This is a genomic window from Qipengyuania psychrotolerans, from assembly GCF_019711355.1.
GTDB classification, from domain to species: domain Bacteria; phylum Pseudomonadota; class Alphaproteobacteria; order Sphingomonadales; family Sphingomonadaceae; genus Qipengyuania; species Qipengyuania psychrotolerans.
Window position 1 is genome coordinate 1127145 of record NZ_CP081297.1, and the last position, 18380, is coordinate 1145524.

Sequence of the window (18380 nt, forward strand, 5' to 3'; positions counted from 1 at the left end):
CAACTTGGGAAGCGTAGACTGCGAAAGACGTTATAGGCAATCAGTCTTGTTCAGATTCAAGAGTATTGTCGGCTATTTGGCGTTTCCCAATCAAGAATTCATAACAAGCGCAGCTGCCCGCCAACCGCAGGAGGTCTGAATTGCGTGCAATCCAGCTCGAATTTCGCCTTGCTCATACCTGCCCGCTTGCACGCGACCCGGAACCGCGCGCGGAAAAGATCGGCCCACACACCAGTCGGTTTCAGGCGAGTGAAGAAGTTAGGGTCGTTGTCTTTCCCGGCGCGGATTGAACGCACGATACTCATGACCTTATCCCCGCGTTCGGGATAGTGGACCGACAGCCATTCGCGGAATAGCGGGGCCACTTCGTGTGGCAAGCGCAATGGAATCCAGCCCACGCTCTCGACACCGATTGCAGAAGCGCGCTGGACGATTTCTTCCATGAATTCGTCGGTTATTGCAGGAATTACCGGTGCCACCGAACAGTGTGTCGGCACGCCTGCTTCCACCAGTTTTTGCAATGCAGAGAGCCGCTTGGCAGGGGAAGCGGCGCGCGGTTCCAGTTTGCCGGAAAGCTTGGGGTCGAGGCTGGTTACCGAGATTGCGACCGCAACCAGCCTCCGCTTGGCCATATCAGCAATGAGATCGAGGTCATCGATAACCCGGTCCGATTTGGTTGTAATGGTTACCGGATGCCGGGCATCAAGGCACACCTCGAGCAGCTGCCGCGTGATGCGATATTGCCGCTCAATCGGTTGGTAGGGATCGGTGTTGGTCCCTATCGCAATGGGTTTGGGCTTGTACTTCGGCTTCGCCAGCGTTGCTCGCAGCAGCTCTGCCGCGTTTGGCTTAGCGAAAAGCCGAGTCTCGAAGTCGAGACCCGGGGAAAGGTCATGATAGGCGTGCGTCGGCCGGGCAAAGCAATAGACGCAGCCATGCTCGCACCCGCGATAGGCATTGATCGAACGATCGAAGAAGATGTCGGGCGACTGGTTGAAGCTGAGGATGGTCCTGGGCTTCTCCTCCGTAACGAAGGTGCGCAGTTTTGTCGGCGGACCGTCCAGCGCCTCCATATGATCGCGCCAATCACCATCTACCGCGCGCTCGGCCAATCCGAAGCGCGTTGGAACAGACGCGGATTGCGCGCCGCGGCCTGAAATTGGCGATTCGTTGGTTGGCTCCATGCATGAGAACATACATGGAACAAAAGAATTCCGGAAGGGGTATCAGCGTTCCTGCAGGCGCGGCATCAGATCGACGAAATTACAGGGCCGATGCCGGCTGTCCAACTGGTGCGCGAGGATCTTGTCCCAGCCATCTTTGACCGCGCCGTTCGAACCGGGAAGCGCGAATATATAGGTTCCCCGCGCAAGCACTGCACATGCCCGGCTCTGGATCGTGCTGGTGCCGATGCTCTCGATACTGATGTAGCGGAAATATTCACCGAAGCCGGGAATGTCCTTGTCCTTTACCCGGTCAAGCGCCTCGGGTGTGACATCGCGGCCCGTCAAGCCAGTCCCACCGGTCGTGATGATCGCATCGATCTGGTCATCGTCAATCCAGCGATGGAGGTGCGCGGCGATCTCGTTCTTGTCGTCCTTGCTGATTTCGCGGGTAGCAAGGGTGTGACCAGCCGCTTCGATCCGCGAGGCAAGAATATCGCCGGAAGTGTCGTCGTCCGATTGCCGGCTGTCCGAAACGGTCAGGAGCGCGATATTGATTGGCTTGAAAGCGAGTGTCTGGTCAATCGCCATCAGCGCGTCCTTGGAAATTGGGGCCAATCATTCTGGGCCAGCGCAGTGCGGCTGTCGGCGACGGCTTCGGCCTGGCGCAAATACATCCAGTAATTGCGCATCACGATCGAGACATATCCGCGCGTTTCCCAATAGGGAATCGATTCCATCCAGAGCAGCGGATCGCCTTGATCATTGATCTCGGTATTCCAGCGCGCCACAGGTGTCGGCCCCGCGTTGTATGCTGCCATTACCTTGGGCAAATGACCGCGAGTGTATCCCGCCTCCGCCAGAGCCTGCAGCGCGCGTTGTCCAAAAGCGAGGTTGACGCGGGCATCCTTGAGATCTGCGCCGGAACTCATGTTGATCGATGCAGCGTATTCTCGCGCAGCAATGGGACGTATCTGCATGAGACCGATCGCATTCGCAGGGCTGACGACCGTCTCCCGGAAATTGGATTCCTGAAGCGCGTGAGCGAAGGCGAGGGCGGGGTCCACCTTCCAGCCTCCCGATGGCTGATGATACGCGACCGGCCAGCGAAGGTTTGGCGGAGAAGCAGCGCCGCGCGGCGCGTTATAGGCCATGAAGGTTTGTGTCTGTGCCAAGCCCAGAGCACGGGCAAGCCGGGTCAGTGCAGGAAAATCGGAGGGCGAAACCCGGCGAGCCTGCCAGCGAAGCGCTTCATCTGCCAGGTCACGCCGCCCGACTTCAGCGAGCATCACCGCTTCGCGGACTGCGCTCTGGGTGCTCAGGCGTTGCCAGTCTTGCGAGGTGAGGTCCGGGGAAGCATGGTCGCCGGGCAGTTGCTGCGCCAATTGCTCAAGCGCCAGCATTCCGTAAAGTGTTTCGGAAAAGCGTCCAGCGCCGCGTAGCTGCTCATCTGCCTTGTCGGGTTCGCGGCACCTGATCAATGCGCGCGCTGCCCAGTAGTGGGCAGCGGCGGTGAGCGATGAATTGGTAGAACCTCCGGCACTCCGGCGGAAAAAGTCGGCGGCGGTTGCGCAGTCGCCTATACGCCATGAGGCAAGACCAGCGACCCAGTCGCCTTCCGCAACCCAGGCTCCTGAACCCTGACCGACAAGCTGGGCCATCCCGAAGGCTTCGATGTCGCGGTTCTCGATGTAATAGGACCACGCGATCCGCTGCCGCCATTCGGCGCGGGCCTCGCGCGAGAGGGAGGCATCGACACCGTCCAGAAGTAACCTTGCGCCGTCGGGATCGTCATTGGAAATCCTCTCGAGGATCGCACTTTTCACCGGCTCGGGCATGGTCCCGTCGTCGACCGAGCGGGGGCGGATACGCTTGGTGGAACCGGGCTGCCGGATGAGCTGGCGCTCCGCTGGGAGAGAGGGCGCATTTTGCAGGCCGCGGGTCTGGCCGAGACGGATGATGCCTTCAGCCTCGGGGAGTCCCGCATAGCTATTCAGCCAAGCTTCTATTCTGGGCAGTTCAATGCGCGGGCTTTCAGGATGCAGATAATACGCGGCCAGCGCCGAGCCGTGGAGTGGACCGCTCCCGCGCTGGGAAAGCATCACCTCGACGCGGTCCCAGTTCCGGCTTTCGATCGCCTCGAACAACGAGGCATAATACAGGCGATCTTCCTGCGAGAGAAGCTGCGGCAGGGCTGCCGAATGAGAACGGGTAAAATAGGCAAGGCTGTCGGAGCCTTGCGCGGTAGCAGCAGAGGGGGCGACAGCGACAATTGCAGCCGCGCTTGCACTTAGGAGCAGGCGTTTGATCATGTGGTCCATTCGAGCCAGCGGTTCCAGAAATTGCGGCGGCGCTGCGCCGATCGAGAAAGTTCGGCGAGGTCGGGCGCAAGCAGCAGCGGTACTGTGTTGTCGCCGATGTCCATCCCAACCGGTTCGTGCGACTGTTGCGCAGGAATTCCGAACAGGGGCGCAAGTCCGCGTCCGAACACGAGCACCCGCTGGGGAGCGGCAAGCGCGATATGATGCTTGGTGATTGCGGCCATGCCGCCGCTTGCAAGCTCGCTCCATTCGGGAAGCGTAGCGGGAGCGGGCAGGGCGCTGGCCAGATACACCTCATGGGGCGCGATGTTCATGGCGCGCATTATTGCACCGGCGAATTGGCCGGCGCTTCCCGACAGCAATGCATCGCCATCATCACCATATGGCTCGCCGACCAGCACCATCAGACGCGATTGAGCGACTCCGCGCGGAGGAAGCCGACCTTCGGGTCCCGCAGGAGCCAGTGAAGGCTCGCTCAGCCACCACTCGCGAAATTTTGCCAGGTCTTGCGGCCACGCGTCCGGAGTGCCGCCGATCGTCCCGGCTGCGGGCGCTTTCTCAAACGCACGTTCAATTGGCGTTTGCTTTGGTTCCTCGACCCGTTTGACGGGCTTGGGCGCCGCTACGGCCTGTTCCGTTTCCGGTTCAGCTAGCCAGCTTGACGGCTCATCGGAATAATCCAGGTCGACACCCGCTTCGCGCCACCAGTCGAAGGCAGCTTCGAGCGCGTCGGCAGAGGCAAAATCGCCGTTTTGTGAGGGGTTTTCGTCCATCATCCGTCTGCTCAAGGTCTTGACCTCGAACGCCTCAACAATCAAGGCATCGCGCAAGCGAATAGCGACGAAAAGAGAGAGACATGAGCGAACGTGAATCCATGCCCTGCGACGTCGTCATCATCGGGGGCGGCGTTGCCGGCCTCGCTGCGGCGATCCGGTTGAAACAGATCAACGAGGAACTGGAAGTCGTTGTCCTCGAAAAAGGCAGCGAAATCGGGGCGCACATTCTCTCGGGCGCAGTCGTAGATCCCAAGGCCTTGGACGAACTCCTGCCCGAGTGGCGCGATATGGACTGCCCGATGGCGCAAACGCCGGTGACCGAAAATCATCATTGGGTTCTGTCCGCCAACGGCAAATCCGACCTTCCAGAATTCATGATGCCGCCCTTCATGTCGAACAAGGGCAAGTACACCGGATCGCTTGGCAACTTGTCGCGCTGGCTGGGCGAGCAGGCCGAAGGTATGGGCGTCATGGTTTTCCCGGGCTTCCCCGCATCGGAAGTCTTGTTCGACGATAAGGGTGCGGTGACCGGTGTCGTCACGCAGGACATGGGCATCGCGGAGGATGGCAGTCACAAGGGCGATTACCAGCCGGGGATGGAAATCCACGCCAAGTATACACTGTTCGCAGAAGGTGCCCGCGGCAACCTGACCAAGAAAATGAAGGCGAAATACGACCTTGAGGCGGATTGCCAGCCGCAGGTATACGGCCTCGGAATCAAGGAATTGTGGGACGTCGATCCCGCCAAGCACGAGCCGGGCAAGGTGATCCATACGCAGGGCTGGCCCCTGTCGGAGAGCGATACGTGGGGCGGCGGTTTCATCTACCACCAGGCCGCCGGACAGGTTGCGATCGGCTTCGTGACGTCGCTTGATTACAAGAACCCTTACGTTTCGCCGTATCAGGAATTCCAGCGTTACAAGCATCACCCGGCGATTGCTGAACTGCTCGAAGGCGGCAAGCGCGTGGCCTATGGCGCACGCGTCATTAATGAGGGTGGTTGGCAGAGTGTCCCGAAGCTTGCTTTCCCGGGAGGGGCGCTGATCGGCTGTGCGGCTGGCTTTGTGAACGTGCCGCGCATCAAGGGCAGCCACACCGCCATGAAGAGCGGGATGCTGGCAGCCGAAAGCATAGCTAGCGCTGTTGCCGCGGGAAGCGAGCATACTGAGCTGATGGACTATGATGCCGCCGTGCGAGCAAGCTGGATCGCGGATGAGCTCAAGCTGGTGAAGAATGCCCAGCCCGCCGTGGCCAAATTCGGCGGCGATATCGGTACGATCCTGGCAGGAGCCGACATGTGGATGCGAACGCTCAAGATCGGGCTTCCCTTCACGATGAAGCACCACCGAGACTATGAAACGCTCGAGCGTGCCGATCTTCACAAGAAGATCGCGTATCCCAAGCCCGACGGCGTGCTCAGCTTCGACCGCCTGACCAACGTCGCCTACAGTTATACAAATCATGCCGAGGACCAGCCAGTCCACCTACAGGTCTGCGACCGTGAATTGCAGCGAGAAAGCGAGCTGGAAGTATTCGCCGGACCATCGACGCGGTATTGCCCGGCAGGCGTCTACGAATGGATCGAGGAAGAGGGCCAGGAGCCAAGGTTCCAGATCAATTCGCAGAACTGCGTCCACTGCAAGACCTGCGATATCAAGGACCCGAACCAGAACATCGAATGGACCACGCCCGAAGGCGGCGGCGGACCGAACTATCCGAATATGTGAGATGGCACGTATTCCGCTCCCACCACCGTTCGAAGCGAGCTTTGAAGGTCCTGAAGGGCGCTATTCCGCTAGCTACGTGCCTCGTGGTGAGTGGGACGATGGCCTCGTCCGCGTTAATATTGCCTCGCATGAAATGTGGTGGGGCGTAGAAATCGCCGAGCAGGAGGGCACTAGTCTAAGTGTCTGCGGCATCACTTCGGGGACTCAAGAGATTTGGAACGACGTTTTCTGGTTCGAAATCATTTGCTCGCCTGAACCGAAAAGCATCAGGTATTGGGGCGACCGCATCATCTGGCGCGAAGATTCTGCTGTAATTGATTGAGCCCGGAAAGACCTTGCACGAAACCGCCTACGCAAAAATCAACCTCGCGCTGCATGTCCGCAGGCGGCGCGAGGATGGCTATCATGAGTTGGAAACCGTCTTCGCGTTCGTCGATTCAGGCGATGTCCTGACAGCGACGATTGCCGATGTGGACCGGGTGCAGAACTTCGGCGAGTTTGCTTCGGCCCTCGACAATCCACTGGATAATCTTGTCGCCAAGGCGCTTGGCAAGCTGCCGCGAGCAAGCGGCCTTTCAGTATCTTTGGAGAAGAACCTGCCGGTTGCAGCGGGCCTTGGTGGCGGTTCGGCGGATGCTGGAGCGGTATTCCGCATCGTGCGTGAGATGTTCAGCCTCCCGGAAGATTGGCAGGAACGTGCGGCCTCCTTGGGGGCTGATGTTCCGGCCTGTATCGAGAGCAGGACTTGCATTGGCCGAGGGATCGGCACGCATCTGGAGCGTGCCGATGATAGCCTAGCCGGCACCCCGGTCCTGTTGGTGAACCCTAGGGAGGCTTTGGCCACGGGACCTGTGTTCAAGCAATGGGATGGCAAGGACCGCGGGCCAATGCCTGGCGGCACGGTGGTTCAAATTGCAAAGGCGGGGCGCAACGACCTTGAAGCGCCCGCGATCGAACTTTGCCCAGTTATTGCCCGGGTACTTGATGAACTGCGCGGAACAGACCCGTTCCTCGCCCGTATGTCGGGCTCGGGCGCGACGTGTTTTGCGCTGTTCAAGGATTTTGCCGCCAGAGATGCGGCAGCCGACTGGATTGCCGCAAAGCAGCCGGGATGGTGGCAATTAAGAGGCGCTCTTCGATGATGATCGACAATTTGCCCTATCGCCAGGTCGGCACAGACGACCTGCGAACCGGCGGTCTACTTTGTGTAGCCGACCACGCATCGAATTTCGTGCCTGACGATATCGAACTTGGCATCGACCGCTCGCTGCTTGACCAGCATATCGCTGTCGACATCGGGGTGGAAGGTATTGCCGACCGGCTGGCCCGGCGGCACGGTATCCCCGCTCACATCGCCTGCGTCAGCCGGCTCGTTTGTGATTTCCACCGCAATGAAGATGATCGCGCCGTTGTCCCGACGGAAAGCGATGGCCGTCTGATTGCCGGGAACATCGGTGCGGACGTGGAAGATCGCCTCAATCGTTTCCACCGGCCATATCACGAAGCCATGTCCAAATTGATCGAGAAGGCCAAGCCGCGAATGATCGTAGCTTTACATAGCTTTACGCCATCACTTGAAACAAGCGATGAAGAGCGGCCGTGGGAAGTGTCGCTGCTTCACAACCAGGATGATCGGGCGGCCCGCCATGCAATCAGGCTCTTTTCGGAACAGGGCCTCACCGTGGGCGACAACGTGCCATATTCGGGCAAGCAGCTTAACGCGACAATGGACCGTCATGCGGAGGCCGCAGGCATTCCCTATTGCACTGTCGAGATCCGGCAGGACCATATCGCCAACAAGGCCGGGCAGGCCCGCTGGGCGGTCATGCTTGCCGACGTCATGGGGCGTGTCGCTCTCGAGGTCTGACTTCCGGCGTCTAAAGGCGAGCTTGGGCAATCTGCGGTAATTCTGCCGCGTGATACCCGTTATGCTCCGGTGATCTGTCTGCTAGGAGTGAAAGCTCCAGACCGCGAGGATTGCCATGCCTGCCTATCGTTCACGTACTACCACCCATGGCCGCAATATGGCCGGCGCCCGAGGGCTATGGCGCGCGACGGGCATGAAGGACGAAGATTTCGGCAAGCCCATCATTGCCGTGGTCAACAGCTTCACCCAGTTCGTGCCGGGACACGTTCACCTCAAGGATCTGGGCCAATTGGTAGCTCGCCAGATCGAACAAGCGGGCGGCGTCGCCAAGGAATTCAATACCATCGCAGTCGATGATGGCATCGCGATGGGCCACGACGGGATGCTCTATTCGCTCCCCAGCCGTGATCTGATTGCAGACAGCGTCGAATATATGGTCAACGCCCACTGCGCCGATGCGATGGTCTGCATTTCCAACTGCGACAAGATCACACCTGGCATGCTGATGGCCGCGATGCGCCTCAACATCCCGGCCGTGTTCGTTTCTGGCGGTCCAATGGAAGCCGGAAAGGTGGTCTGGGACGGCAAGGAAAAGGCGCTCGATCTCGTAGATGCGATGGTCGCGGCGGCCGACGAATCCTATACCGACGAACAGGTGCTGGAAATCGAACGCTCGGCCTGTCCGACCTGCGGTTCGTGTTCAGGGATGTTCACGGCAAATTCCATGAATTGCCTGACCGAGGCGCTTGGGCTGTCGCTTCCGGGCAATGGCTCGACCCTCGCGACCCACGCCGACAGGCAGGGCTTGTTCGAAAGGGCAGGGCGGCTCGTCGTCACTCTCGCGAAACGGTACTATGAGGAGGACGACGAGAGCGTCTTGCCCCGGACAATCGCGAGTTTTGAAGCGTTTGAGAATGCGATGAGCCTCGATATAGCGATGGGCGGTTCGACCAACACCGTCTTGCACCTGCTCGCAGCTGCGCACGAAGCTGGAGTCGATTTTACCATGGAAGATATCGACCGCCTGAGCCGCAAGGTGCCATGCCTGTCCAAGGTAGCCCCGGCCAAGGACGATGTTCACATGGAGGACGTGCACCGTGCGGGCGGGATCATGTCGATCCTTGGTGAGCTCGAGAAAGCTGGCTTGCTGCATACCGCGCTTCCCACGGTCCACAGCCCAACGATGGGCGATGCCCTGGATGACTGGGACATCGGTCGCACCAAGAACAACAAGGTTCGCGAATTCTTCTCCGCTGCACCGGGCGGCGTCCCCACGCAGACTGCGTTCAGCCAGTCGCGTCGCTGGGAATCGCTGGATACCGACCGCGAAAATGGTGTGATCCGCAGCGCAGAACATGCTTTTAGTCAGGATGGCGGCCTGGCAGTGCTCTATGGCAATATCGCCCGTGACGGCTGCATTGTTAAAACCGCCGGCGTGGACGAGAGCATCCTCAAATTCACCGGTTCTGCGAAGGTCTATGAAAGCCAAGACGATGCCGTCACCGCTATCCTGACCGAGCAGGTGGTCGAGGGCGATGTCGTCGTGATCCGCTATGAGGGACCACGCGGCGGGCCCGGGATGCAAGAGATGCTCTATCCCACCAGCTATCTCAAATCGAAGGGCCTCGGTGCGGCCTGCGCACTCCTGACCGACGGCCGGTTTTCTGGCGGAACTTCCGGCCTGTCCATAGGCCATGTCTCTCCAGAAGCAGCTGAGGGCGGCGCAATTGCGCTGGTGGAAGATGGTGACCGCATCGAGATCGATATCCCGAACCGCACTATCCACCTTGCCGTCAGCGACGCGGAAATGGATCGCCGCCGCGCGGCAATGGATGCCAAGGGAGACACGGCCTGGATGCCTGTGAGCAAGCGGGACCGGGCGATCTCGCCAGCCCTTCAGGCTTACGCCGCAATGACGACATCTGCGGCGAAGGGTGCGATCCGCGATGTTTCTCAGCTGAAGCGGCGCTAAGGCCGACAAGCTTGCGATCGAGACGCTGAAGTGGCAGCGCGTGGTTCATGCGCAAAACAGTCATTTTCGCGGCAATCTGGATGGGCGCGTGCTCATCCGAACCGGCCCCAGCACCAGAGGTCGCCGAGCAGGGCGGCGTCTCGGTCGAATGCGCGCTCGGCGGGACGGAGAAATTTTCATCCGAATGCTTTTTGGTTGAAGCGGAGGCCGGGACCGACACGAAGTTCGTGGTCCGTCATCCGGATGGCGGCTTTCGTCTATTAGCACTTTCTGAGAGTCCGACCGGTTTTGAGGCTCACGACGGAGCAGCCGTTTCTTTGAGTGAGCGGGATGGAGATTGGGTCGTGCTGACCATCGAAGGTGACCGGTACAGGTGGAAAGAGCCGCTTGATGAGTGATCCTGTCCTGACCGTCGCTCAGATGCGGGCGGCCGAGCAAGCCGTCATGGACCATGGCACCAGTGAGTGGGAATTGATGCACCGCGCTGGCACAGGCGCTGCGCTATGGGTAAGCCGGATGGCTGCGGGTCGCCCGGTGACGGTCCTTTGCGGACCCGGAAACAATGGCGGCGACGGTTATGTGATTGCCGAAACCCTGCGGATGGACGGATACAACGTAACGGTAATCGCGCCCATCGATCCTAAGACCGAAACTGCCTCGACGGCGAAGACGAAATTCGGGGGCACCGTGGTACCCAGCGGATCGCTTGCGGCACCGGTCGTGGTGGATTGCCTGTTTGGCTATGGACTTGATCGGGAAGTCAGCGGTGACTTCACGAAATTGCTTGAAGAGCTCAAGTCATCTAATTGTTTTAAAATAGCTATAGATGTGCCCAGTTCGGTGGCGAGTGATGATGGCAAGTTGCTAGGCCCATGCGTTGATTATGACCTGACATTGGCATTGGGCGCCTGGAAACCGGCACATTTCCTGATGCCGGCAGCCGCTATCATGGGCATCAAACGGCTTGTCCCGCTCGCTTTGCCGATGATGGAAGGGGCTGCCGAGCTATCGCATCGCCCATCCTTCGCAATACCGGCTGCTGACACGCACAAATACAAGCGCGGTCTGGTTGCTGTTGTTGAAGGTGAAATGCCGGGCGCTGGCCTGCTTGCGAGCATGGCAGCGATGCGATCAGGCGCCGGTTACGTAAAACTGCTTGGTGATCACTCGCACCCTGATGCTCCCGCTGATCTGGTTCTGGAATCGGGCGATCTTGATGAGTTGCTGTCTGACGAGCGTATAGGCTGTGTTCTGGCCGGACCGGGGCTCGGCCGGACACGGCAATCACGCGAACAATTGCAGGCTGTTCTTTCAAGCGGGAAACGCTGCGTCATCGATGCAGATGCGCTCCACCTGCTCGACAGGGCATCTTTGTCTGGCATCAATCCAGCCAGGATAATCGTGACGCCGCACGAAGGCGAATTGGCGGCGCTGTGCAAAGCGTTTGACGTCACGGCGCTGGACAAACTTGGCAGAGCGAGGGCTTTGCATGATGCGGCAGGCGTGACTGTTCTGGCGAAAGGACCGGATACGATCCTGACCGGGTCCGGACGGACGATCTTTTTCCCGCGCGGCTCAAGTTGGCTTTCCGTCGCCGGTTCAGGCGATGTATTGGCCGGCATATTGGCCTCACGCTTCGCTCATCATCACGATCCGCTGGCAGCCTCGCAGGAGGCAGTCTGGCTGCATAACGAGGCTGCGCGCAGATCAGGCCCGGCTTTTTGCGCGAGCGATCTTGCCGGCGCGGTAGGGCAAGCCTTTGGAGCATTTTTGTGAGCGAAACTGAGACGATATTGCGCATTGCAGCCAAGGGTGATGGCGTCACCGCGTCTGGCAGGCATATCTCCGGAGCGGTCACCGGTGACGTCGTCGCGCCGGACGGTTCGATCACGCTTGGACCGCACCATGTCGAGCCACCCTGCCGTCATTTCGGCAAGTGCGGCGGCTGCCAGTTGCAGCAAGCCGACGATGATGCGTTGCGCCGCTTCGTGACGGAGCGGGTTGCGCTCTCTGCGGAGGGCCAGGACCTGGAGGTTGGCGAACTGCTCGCGACCCACCTGTCCCCGCCACTGAGCCGGCGCCGTGCCACTTTGCATGGCCAGCGGGCGGGCAAGGGCGCTGTCCTTGGTTTCCGCGAAGGACGCAGCAATCGGATCGTCGATATGCGGGAATGCCCTGTGCTCGCACCCGAACTGTTCGCGCTGGTCGCGCCATGTCGCAATCTGATCGCGAAATATGCCGGCAAGGGTCCGGTTGATATTGCCCTGACCCTGGCGGACCAAGGGATCGATTGCGCGATCAAGGGCATCGAGACTTCTGGACTTCAGGCAACCGAAGAAATGCTGGAATTTGCAAAAGCCAATTCTCTGGCGCGCCTTTCGCTCGACCAGGGTTACGGACCTGAAACGGTGTGGGAGCCCGAACCGGTTACGGTGACCTTGGGCGGGGTCGCGGTGCCTTTGACGTTTGGCGCGTTTCTGCAGCCGACCCGCGACGGAGAAGCTGCACTGCTTGCCGATGCGCGCGACTGGTTAAGCGGTGCGCAGACTATTGCCGACCTGTTTTCAGGTCTCGGAACCTTTGCTTTTGCACTCGCCGATCCTGCCAAGGTGCTGGCGGTCGAGGCTGCCCGCGATGCCCATCTGGCTTGCAAGGGCGCGGCAAATGCCCGCCGGTTGCCGGTTCACGCGATGCACCGCGACTTGTTCCGCAATCCGCTGGAGAGCGCCGAGATTTCGCGTTTCTCGGCCATTCTTCTTGATCCGCCGCGAGCAGGAGCACGGGAACAGGTCGCTCAAATTGCAGCGAGCGAGGTAAACCGTGTGGTCTATGTCAGCTGCAATCCCTCAAGTTGGGGGCGCGATGCGAAGACATTGGTCGAGGCGGGCTTCCGGATCGAGAAATTGCGTCCCGTCGGGCAGTTCCGCTGGTCGACCCACGTCGAGCTGACCAGCCTCTTTACCCGCTAGCGGCGCAGCGCTTCCAAGACCTGGGCTAGCAGCCATTCTCTCGCGTGCGGCTCTGCATAGGAGTGCCCTGAACCCGAGCAGAGATGTATCCGCTCATCGGGACCCCAGTGCTCTGCAAAGATCTGTGCTGTACGGTCGTTCTCGGCCAGCAGGAACCGGATTTGCCCACTGAAAGCCTCGAGGCCGGCCTTCATTTCCTCGGTCAGCGGCGATGTACTGGTCCCAATACTGGAAGCCTGTTTGAGACCATTCTTCAGCTTGCGGAAATCCACTCCGCCGGTCAGCAGACGCCAGATTTCACTCGGGTCGACCAGCTTACCGCGATACCTCGAGCGAACTGCCGAGGGCGGGGGCAACGCATCATCATGATCGGCAAGTGTCCACGGATTGCTCAGCACGAGCCGGTCGCAACCCGCTCCCCCTGCGATCGCCAGCGCAGTTGCGGCATCGCAATTCCCGAAACCGACCACACGTGACATTTGCGGGGCAAGGGCGCGGAAAGATTGCAGGGCCGCCGCGATATCCTTGCGTGACTTGAGATAGCCGCGGTCTTCACCGTCGCTATCGCCAATCCCGCGGCGATCAAAGCGGAACACCGGAAAGCCTGCCTTGGCCACTTCTGCGGCGAGGCGAGATTGCCAGCCAAAGGCACCAGCTCGCGGTTCCTGACCGCCCGTCACAATAAGCAATCCGGACGTGCCCGGTGCATTGTCGAGCGTCCCGGCGAGGTTCAGTCCGCTACAATGAAAAGCGAGGTGGTGGCGGCTCATTTTGCTGCGAGCTCGCTTGCGATGATGGCAGCGATTGACGCGGCTTGCCTGGCGCTGTCGGATGATTCCGACTGTAGCCAAGGAGGGCTTCCGGCGACTTGCGCATGTGCGATTTCTGCGTGGGTTGCCGAGGTGGCGTCCGTCGCTTCAATCAATTCGCGCACCATGTCCCCTCCAAGGTCCCAGCCAGCAATCAGACCGCCAGAGCGCGCGGCAGTCTCGACAATTTCCGACGCACTGCGCGGAGAGCCCGCTTCGCTTGCCGCAAGACTTTGCGCGCGGGCCATCGTGCGAAGCGTCTGGGAAGGAGCGGCAGGGGCGTAGACCCAGCCTGGCAAGGACCGAGGCGCCAGAATTGACGCCGTGCGTACCGCAAGCACGTGAGTAGCATTGAATTGGACAGCTGCCGCTTGTGCGGCATGCTGCCAACCCGAAAGCGTCTGATTGCCCTGGGCGGCAAGGCTTTCATTCCAGCCTCCAAGGTCAGGAATGACACTGGTGATGTGTTGTTCGGATAATTGCTGCGCGACCCCGAAAAGCAGCCGCCGCAGCTTGTTGGCCTCATCGAATAGCGGCGGGAGTATCAACAGTCTGCTGGAGCCAGAACCTTTGGCGATGTAAGCCATTTCCTCGCTTGTCCCACCATCACAGAGGGGGGCAGGCCAGCTTTCGTACATATGATTGCGGCTCAGCCTTCGATGATCTTGGCTTCGGCAAAGGCCAGTAGGCCGCCATATGTTTCCAGCATTTCACCGTCGACGTCATCATCTTCGATGATGATCGCAAGACGATCTTCCATTTCGGTCAGAAGCGTCGCTACGGCCATGGAATCCAGTTCGGGAAGGTGTCCGAACAAGCCGGTGTCGCCGTCAAACTCCTCGACCTGCTGCGCATCCAGCGCCAGGACGTCACACAAGATACCGCGCAGCGTCGTATCGATCGAGCTGCGGCTCGGCCCGGTGGCCTCGGCTGTTGCGGTCTCGGACATAGGTATCAAAACATTCCCTGCTGAAAAGCGGCTGTCGCCTTAGCTGCGCAGTTTCTGCGGTGCAAGGCGGCGTATGGACTGCTTGATGATCGCGCCCCAGGACGAAGGCTGGCGCCAATCGAGGCAGGTGAGGGCGTAGCGTGGTCGGCGATGCTCCATCCAGTCGCTTTTATATGCATCAGTGCCTGTGCCGAAGTCGACCAGGGTCACCTTATCAGTGTCTATTACATGCTCGAACATGGCGGCAGTCAAAGTCGTGCCTGCCGACAGCGGATTCGCCTCCTCGATATGGGCAAGCTTGTGGATGTAGGCGGTGCCCTTCTCCACGGTCCAGAATTGCGCGGCGACCGGTTTGCCATCTGCTCTCGCGATGCCGAGACGCAGGTGCCCAAGTTCGCCTTCGCGGCGAGCGAACGCTTCGAGGAGGTCTTCTCGTTCCTCGGAAGGTTTCCAGCTTTTGGCGTAGATATCCTGATAAATACGCCAATTATCTTCATGAAATACCGTATCTATCTCGATATCGACCTTCTTGCCTTTACGCTTGAGGGTAGTGCGCATCTGGCCGGATCTGTAGGACCAGTACTCGGCAAAACTTCGACCATCGACGTATAGGATATGATTTTCATCGCAGGGTTTGCGGAACACCATCCAGCCGGCCGACCGAAACGCTGATTGCAGACGGTCCACGCAATCGTCTTCTCCAGGCACAAGTCGAAGATCGATCCGACGGGTTCGTTTCCTGAGGTCCCTTGCGATGGCCCTAAGCGTTTCGTCAGCCCATTCGTCATTGCTGCCCCAAATCCGCCAGGAGAAGGTGAACCAGTTCGACAGGCTTTCCAGGCCGTTGGGGCCTTCCATCAGAGGAAGCGCGACCCGCCTGTATTCGCTTTCACCCAGTGCGATTACCGGCCTGGTCCCGTAATCCTGTAAAAGCGCATACCAATCAAAGCGGTCGAAAGGTCCCGCGGGTTCATGCGACACCTCTTGCAGTTTCGTAACGGTGTCGTGATAGCTGACACTGATGACCACCGGATATCCCCCGACCGGAAATTTGCAGCCTGATCCCATGCCCTATCCACTGGATCAACTGGCGGAGCGCGGCGATGCACAGGCGCGGGCGCTGGTGCTTCGCGATCGGACGCTGACTTTCGGCGAGCTGCGTGAGCGAGTCAGCCTCCTCGCTGGATGGCTTGCGGATCGATTCGACCATGGACAGCGCATTGCAACATGGGCAGCCAAGGGTGAATTGACCTGCCTGATGCCTTTGGCGGCGGCCAGAGCAGGGGTAGTTCATGTTCCCATCAATCCCCTGCTGAAGCGCGCGCAGGTGGCCCATATCCTCGAGGACAGCGGTTCAGCGGGGTTGATTGCCACGCCAGCCCGCCTGAAATCGCTTCAGGTCGGCGATGCAGCGGACAGCTGCGAACTTGTTTCCGAAGAAGATATCTTTCCGATGGCGGTGGATCACGGACGGTCCCTCAAACCATCCAGCCATGATCCGGCTGATCTTGCCGCCATACTGTACACCAGCGGATCTACCGGACGGCCCAAGGGCGTGATGCTTAGTCACGCGAACCTCTGGCTCGGCGCCGTTTCCGTGGCCCATTACCTCGGCATGGCCAGCGACGATGTAACGCTTGCGGTGCTTCCGCTAAGCTTCGACTATGGGCAAAGCCAATTGCTCAGCACGTGGTACGCCGGTGGCTGCGCCGTGCCGCTGGATTACCTGTTCCCGAAAGACGTGGCGAAAGCCTGTGCAAAGCATCGCGTCACCACGCTTGCTGCAGTTCCCCCTTTGTGGGTGCAACTGTGCGAGATTGAATGGTCAGAAGATGCGAGCCGCTCGATGCGGAGGATCACTAATAGCGGCGGCGCATTGACGCCCGAATTGATCACAAGTTTGCGCGGTATATTCCCGAAAACTCGAATTTTTCCGATGTATGGCCTGACCGAAGCATTCCGCTCGACCTTTCTCGACCCGGATCTGGTGATGGAGCATCCGACGTCTATGGGGACAGCGATCCCTTTCGCAGAGATCCTGGTGATTGATGATCAGGGCAAGATTGCCGAACCGGGTGCGGAGGGGGAACTCGTTCATTGCGGGCCGCTGGTGGCGCAAGGGTACTGGAATGACTCAAAGCGTACTGCGGAGCGGTTCAGACCCGCTCCAGTTGCTTCGGCATACGGGGGAACTGCTGTCTGGTCGGGCGACCGGGTTCGGCGTGATGCGAATGGCCTTTTGTATTTTGTCGGCCGCCGCGATGCGATGATCAAGAGCTCAGGCAACCGAATAAGTCCTCACGAGATCGAAAGCGCTGCCATGGCGACCAATCTCGTCGCTGAAGCGGTCGCAATCGGCGTCCCTGACTACGCGCTTGGCCAAGCGATCCACCTTGTCCTCAGGGCGAAATCTGCAGAGGAGGCAGGTGTGGAAACGAAACTGAAGCGCCTCTTGGCCCGTGAGCTACCCAATTTCATGCAACCCCACGCCATTCATTGGCGTGAGACGATGCCGATCAATCCCAACGGCAAGATTGACCGCGCTGCGCTGGCAAAGGAACTTGGGGCATGAAACCGGTGGGTCCGATTCCCGAAGGCTATTCGGCAATTGATGGCGAGCTCGCGATCAGTGGGAGGCGCGTCTCCCAGCTTGTCGAAGAGGCGGGCCGGACTCCGTTATTCGTTTATTCAAAAGACCTGATTGCTCAAAGAATGGCCCACCTGCGGGGCGCTATGCCGGGCAGGATAAAGGTCAATTATGCTATAAAAGCCAATAGCTTTGCACCACTTCTTGAGTTCATATCCAAAGAAGTTGAAGGGCTTGATATCGCTTCGGGCGGAGAGCTCGAAATACTCCAGGCACTGGGTATCGCAGGCGAGCGTATCAGTTTCGCCGGGCCCGGAAAGCGGGATGCGGAGCTGGAGGCTGCGATTGCTGCCGGAGCAACCCTCAATCTCGAAAGCGAAAACGAGGCGGCGCGCGCCTTGGCCATTGGCGAGCGGCTTGGCATCACACCGCGGCTTGCGATCCGGGTTAATCCCGATTTCGAGCTCAAAGGCTCTGGAATGAAAATGGGTGGCGGTGCGAAACCCTTCGGAATCGATGCGGAACGTGTGCCGAAACTCGCGAAGGAAATTACCGATGCAGGCTGCGAGTGGCGCGGGTTACACATTTTTACCGGATCCCAGGCGCTAGGGGCGGATGCCGTAATTGAGGCTCAGAACAATATCCTCGATCTGGCGGACAGGATTGCCAAAGAGGCAGGATTGAAACTGCCGAAACTCAATATGGGCGGGGGTTTCGGGATTCCCTATTTCGCCGGTGACACCGCACTGGACATAGAATCTGTTGGTCATTCGCTCTCTAAGAGACTGGAGAATCTACCAGAAAGCCTCGATGGCGCGGAGCTTTTCATTGAACTTGGCAGGTATCTGGTGGGCGAGGCTGGGGTGTACCTGACGCGGATCATCGACCGGAAAGTAAGCCACGGGGAGACCTATCTCGTAACTGACGGTGGCCTCCATCATCAATTGGCGGCGTCGGGCAATTTCGGGACCGTTGTAAGGCGGAACTATCCGGTAGCAATCGCATCGCACTTCGGGTCAGAACCTACTGAAATTGCTAACATTGTCGGCTGCCTGTGCACTCCGCTGGACCGATTGGCGGACAAGGCGCATCTGCCCCGGGCCGAGGTAGGCGACCTCGTTGCCGTGTTCTGCGCCGGTGCATACGGCGCCAGCGCCTCTCCAAGCGCATTTCTTGGACAAGGGCCTGCAAAAGAAGTCCTGATTTGAGACGCCTGCGATTTTCGTGGTAAAGCCAAGCG

Annotated in this window: 18 protein-coding genes; 10 read left to right on the forward strand and 8 right to left on the reverse strand. The window is 59.6% G+C overall.

Annotated elements, in window-relative coordinates; translation table 11 throughout:
- Positions 1-98 precede the first annotated feature (98 nt).
- Genes K3166_RS05550 through K3166_RS05565 form a run of 4 tightly spaced genes read right to left on the reverse strand, consistent with a single transcriptional unit; the run spans position 99 to position 4260 of the window.
- Positions 99-1184: a PA0069 family radical SAM protein gene (locus K3166_RS05550; protein WP_221423670.1), complete on the reverse strand. Its 1086-nt coding sequence runs from the start codon at positions 1182-1184 to the stop codon at positions 99-101.
- Between the two features lie 42 nt (positions 1185-1226).
- The gene (gene moaB, locus K3166_RS05555; protein ID WP_221423671.1) at positions 1227-1754 is read right to left on the reverse strand and encodes a molybdenum cofactor biosynthesis protein B; all 528 of its coding nucleotides are present in this window, start codon (positions 1752-1754) and stop codon (positions 1227-1229) included.
- Entirely contained in the window at positions 1754-3484 is a 1731-nt protein-coding gene (locus K3166_RS05560; protein ID WP_221423672.1) for a lytic transglycosylase domain-containing protein, read from the reverse strand. Before K3166_RS05560 ends, moaB begins: the two co-directional genes overlap by 1 nt.
- The gene (locus K3166_RS05565) at positions 3472-4260 is read right to left on the reverse strand and encodes a uracil-DNA glycosylase family protein (RefSeq protein WP_221423673.1); all 789 of its coding nucleotides are present in this window, start codon (positions 4258-4260) and stop codon (positions 3472-3474) included. The genes K3166_RS05560 and K3166_RS05565 overlap by 13 nt, the downstream gene beginning before the upstream one ends.
- Before the next feature lie 80 nt (positions 4261-4340).
- Between K3166_RS05565 and K3166_RS05570 the strand changes: the two genes are divergently transcribed.
- The 8 genes from K3166_RS05570 (at position 4341) to K3166_RS05605 (ending at position 12795) form a co-directional block, all read left to right on the forward strand.
- Entirely contained in the window at positions 4341-5987 is a 1647-nt protein-coding gene (locus K3166_RS05570; protein ID WP_221423674.1) for an electron transfer flavoprotein-ubiquinone oxidoreductase, read from the forward strand.
- 1 nt (position 5988) lies between these two features.
- Positions 5989-6309: a hypothetical protein gene (locus K3166_RS05575; RefSeq protein ID WP_221423675.1), complete on the forward strand. Its 321-nt coding sequence runs from the start codon at positions 5989-5991 to the stop codon at positions 6307-6309.
- Positions 6310-6322: 13 nt separating this feature from the next.
- Entirely contained in the window at positions 6323-7129 is an 807-nt protein-coding gene (locus tag K3166_RS05580) for a 4-(cytidine 5'-diphospho)-2-C-methyl-D-erythritol kinase (RefSeq protein WP_221423676.1), read from the forward strand.
- A complete protein-coding gene (locus K3166_RS05585) occupies positions 7129-7854 on the forward strand; it encodes an N-formylglutamate amidohydrolase (protein ID WP_221423982.1) in 726 nt (241 codons plus the stop codon). Before K3166_RS05580 ends, K3166_RS05585 begins: the two co-directional genes overlap by 1 nt.
- Positions 7855-7969: 115 nt before the next feature.
- A complete protein-coding gene (gene ilvD / locus K3166_RS05590; RefSeq protein WP_221423677.1) occupies positions 7970-9826 on the forward strand; it encodes a dihydroxy-acid dehydratase in 1857 nt (618 codons plus the stop codon).
- A 47-nt stretch (positions 9827-9873) separates the two neighbouring features.
- Complete coding sequence (locus K3166_RS05595) at positions 9874-10224, forward strand: hypothetical protein (protein WP_221423678.1); 351 nt, start codon at positions 9874-9876, stop codon at positions 10222-10224.
- A complete protein-coding gene (locus K3166_RS05600) occupies positions 10217-11602 on the forward strand; it encodes an NAD(P)H-hydrate dehydratase (RefSeq protein WP_247714750.1) in 1386 nt (461 codons plus the stop codon). The genes K3166_RS05595 and K3166_RS05600 overlap by 8 nt, the downstream gene beginning before the upstream one ends.
- Positions 11599-12795, forward strand: a complete 1197-nt coding sequence (locus tag K3166_RS05605; protein WP_221423679.1) for a class I SAM-dependent RNA methyltransferase — start codon at positions 11599-11601, stop codon at positions 12793-12795. Before K3166_RS05600 ends, K3166_RS05605 begins: the two co-directional genes overlap by 4 nt.
- Here K3166_RS05605 and K3166_RS05610 read toward each other — a convergent pair.
- The 4 genes from K3166_RS05610 to K3166_RS13440 all read right to left on the reverse strand — a co-directional run bounded on the left by K3166_RS05610 (position 12792) and on the right by K3166_RS13440 (position 15582).
- Entirely contained in the window at positions 12792-13565 is a 774-nt protein-coding gene (locus K3166_RS05610) for a hydrolase 1, exosortase A system-associated (protein WP_221423680.1), read from the reverse strand. The genes K3166_RS05605 and K3166_RS05610 overlap by 4 nt on opposite strands.
- Positions 13562-14191, reverse strand: coding sequence for a hypothetical protein (locus K3166_RS05615; protein ID WP_221423681.1), 630 nt, complete (start codon positions 14189-14191; stop codon positions 13562-13564). Before K3166_RS05615 ends, K3166_RS05610 begins: the two co-directional genes overlap by 4 nt.
- A gap of 62 nt (positions 14192-14253) precedes the next feature.
- Positions 14254-14553, reverse strand: coding sequence for an acyl carrier protein (locus tag K3166_RS05620; protein ID WP_221423682.1), 300 nt, complete (start codon positions 14551-14553; stop codon positions 14254-14256).
- A 39-nt stretch (positions 14554-14592) separates the two neighbouring features.
- Entirely contained in the window at positions 14593-15582 is a 990-nt protein-coding gene (locus K3166_RS13440) for a GNAT family N-acetyltransferase (protein WP_247714751.1), read from the reverse strand.
- On the opposite strand from K3166_RS13440, the gene K3166_RS05630 reads away from it, so the two are divergent.
- Positions 15575-17125 (forward strand): acyl-CoA ligase (AMP-forming), exosortase A system-associated, encoded by a 1551-nt coding sequence (locus tag K3166_RS05630; protein ID WP_221423683.1) that lies wholly within the window; start codon positions 15575-15577, stop codon positions 17123-17125. The two genes, K3166_RS13440 and K3166_RS05630, sit on opposite strands and share 8 nt — an antisense overlap.
- Entirely contained in the window at positions 17122-18348 is a 1227-nt protein-coding gene (locus K3166_RS05635) for a pyridoxal-dependent decarboxylase, exosortase A system-associated (protein ID WP_221423684.1), read from the forward strand. Before K3166_RS05630 ends, K3166_RS05635 begins: the two co-directional genes overlap by 4 nt.
- The last annotated feature ends 32 nt before the right edge of the window (positions 18349-18380 follow it).

Coding starts and splice junctions, on each gene's coding strand:
- K3166_RS05610 (WP_221423680.1), bottom strand. CDS start 13,565: ATGAGCCGCCACCACCTCGCTTTTCATTGTAGCGGACTGAACCTCGCC.
- K3166_RS05595 (WP_221423678.1), top strand. CDS start 9,874: ATGCGCAAAACAGTCATTTTCGCGGCAATCTGGATGGGCGCGTGCTCA.
- moaB (WP_221423671.1), bottom strand. CDS start 1,754: ATGGCGATTGACCAGACACTCGCTTTCAAGCCAATCAATATCGCGCTC.
- K3166_RS05560 (WP_221423672.1), bottom strand. CDS start 3,484: ATGGACCACATGATCAAACGCCTGCTCCTAAGTGCAAGCGCGGCTGCA.
- K3166_RS05615 (WP_221423681.1), bottom strand. CDS start 14,191: ATGGCTTACATCGCCAAAGGTTCTGGCTCCAGCAGACTGTTGATACTC.
- ilvD (WP_221423677.1), top strand. CDS start 7,970: ATGCCTGCCTATCGTTCACGTACTACCACCCATGGCCGCAATATGGCC.
- K3166_RS05635 (WP_221423684.1), top strand. CDS start 17,122: ATGAAACCGGTGGGTCCGATTCCCGAAGGCTATTCGGCAATTGATGGC.
- K3166_RS05565 (WP_221423673.1), bottom strand. CDS start 4,260: ATGATGGACGAAAACCCCTCACAAAACGGCGATTTTGCCTCTGCCGAC.
- K3166_RS05550 (WP_221423670.1), bottom strand. CDS start 1,184: ATGGAGCCAACCAACGAATCGCCAATTTCAGGCCGCGGCGCGCAATCC.
- K3166_RS05585 (WP_221423982.1), top strand. CDS start 7,129: ATGATCGACAATTTGCCCTATCGCCAGGTCGGCACAGACGACCTGCGA.
- K3166_RS05575 (WP_221423675.1), top strand. CDS start 5,989: ATGGCACGTATTCCGCTCCCACCACCGTTCGAAGCGAGCTTTGAAGGT.
- K3166_RS05570 (WP_221423674.1), top strand. CDS start 4,341: ATGAGCGAACGTGAATCCATGCCCTGCGACGTCGTCATCATCGGGGGC.
- K3166_RS05600 (WP_247714750.1), top strand. CDS start 10,217: ATGAGTGATCCTGTCCTGACCGTCGCTCAGATGCGGGCGGCCGAGCAA.
- K3166_RS05620 (WP_221423682.1), bottom strand. CDS start 14,553: ATGTCCGAGACCGCAACAGCCGAGGCCACCGGGCCGAGCCGCAGCTCG.
- K3166_RS05630 (WP_221423683.1), top strand. CDS start 15,575: ATGACCACCGGATATCCCCCGACCGGAAATTTGCAGCCTGATCCCATG.